General features: G+C 60.4%; 2 protein-coding genes. One reads left to right on the top strand and one right to left on the bottom strand.

The window, feature by feature from the left end:
- A partial coding sequence (locus SQ11_RS17950; protein ID WP_232298036.1) for a hypothetical protein occupies positions 1-281 on the bottom strand: 281 nt, incomplete at its 3' end.
- Between SQ11_RS17950 and SQ11_RS15200 the strand changes: the two genes are divergently transcribed.
- The coding region (locus tag SQ11_RS15200; RefSeq protein ID WP_232298035.1) for an alginate export family protein at positions 271-1,608 on the top strand (1,338 nt) is incomplete at its 3' end. The genes SQ11_RS17950 and SQ11_RS15200 overlap by 11 nt on opposite strands.

Genomic DNA, 1,608 nt, shown 5'->3' with positions numbered 1-1,608 from the left:
CCCTGCCCCCTGACTTCCCAAGCGATGAGCGTCACCGAATCCCGGACATTTCCGGGCCGCACACGCGGATCACTTTTGAAATTATGCCTGGGCGCGGGAATGTGGGGACTGGCGTTGCATGGGCTCGCGGCGGAACCCGCACCCCCCGCCAACGCTACCGGGACGCCCGCAGCGGCGGCGCCGGCAGCGGCGACACCCGCGGCTCCCGCGGCCGGCGCTCCATTCGATTGGTCCAAAGCCCCGCCCGTCACCGCCCCACCGCGCCCCGGCATGTTTTCCATCGCGCCTACCGGGCCAGGGTATTACTCGCTCTGGGATGTGGTCACCGGCAATGAGCGCAAGGCGCCCCCGGTGGCCCCCAACGCGCCCTATGCTCTCATGACCACCCCCGCCTTCGAGATCGATTACCGCTATATGGAGAAGCCAGGCTATGAAAAGGATCTGTTCGATCCCCTCAAGCGCATCCATATGGGCGACGATTTCCTGCTGTCTTTCGGCGGCAGCTTCTGGTATCGGTACATGCGCGAGTCCGATGCCCGCTTGACCAACACCAGCGATAATTACCATATGATACGCAGCCGCTTCCACGCCGATCTGTGGTTCCGCGACAAGGTGCGGTTATTCGCCGAGTTCCTGGATGCGCGCACCTTCGGCCAGGCCTTGGCGCCGGCCGCCACCGATGCCAACCACACGGATATGCTGAATCTCTTTGCGGATATCAAGCTGACGAACGTCAAGGACGGTCCCGTTTATCTGCGGGTCGGCCGCCAGGAGTTGCTCTACGGTTCGCAGCGCTTGATTTCCACCCTGGACTGGGTCAATACGCGGCGCACTTTCCAGGGCGCCAAGGCCTTCTGGCGTACGCCTACCTTCGATCTGGATGCTTTCTGGGTGCGGCCGATGATTACGCAGAAGGATCAATTCGATAACTGGGATACCAAACAGGAATTCTTCGGTTTATGGGGCACTTACCGGCCCATGAAGGGCCAGCTGGTCGATATGTATTTCCTCAGCCTGGATGACAATCGCAACCGCGCGCTCGGCAGAAACGGCCTCCTGGGCGATTCGATCACGCATACCCTCGGCGGCCGCCTGGCCGGCGACTACAATCAGTTCCTCTATGAATTGGAGGGCATGTATCAGTTCGGCCAGTACTCGAACCAGAGTATCTCCGCCTTTGCGGTCGCCTCCGGGGCCGGTTACCATTTCAAGGGCGCACCCATGAACCCCCAGTTCTGGCTGCGCTATGATTTTGCCTCCGGCGACAATAATGCCAATGATGGTCAGCGCAATACCTTCAACCAGCTGTTCCCTTTCGGCAACTATTATCTGGGCTGGATCGACCGCGTGGGCCGCCAGAATATCCATGATTTCAATGCCCAGATCAATCTGCATCCCCAGCCCTGGGCAACGTTTACCGCCCAATACCACCGCTTCTATCTGGCCAACAAGCAGGACTTCCTCTACAACGCCGCCGGCGCCGCCACCCTGCGCGATGCCACCGGCCAGGCAGGCAGTTATGTCGGCGATGAAATCGACTTCCGTTTCAACATCCACGTCAATCGGCAGCAAGATATCCTGGTCGGCTACTCGAAACTCTTCGCCGGC

Origin of the sequence: Nitrosospira sp. NpAV (assembly GCF_000832065.1) — a bacterium.
Classification (GTDB): domain Bacteria; phylum Pseudomonadota; class Gammaproteobacteria; order Burkholderiales; family Nitrosomonadaceae; genus Nitrosospira.
Note: the sequence above shows the minus strand (reverse complement) of the source record. Positions and strands in the feature narration are given on the sequence as shown.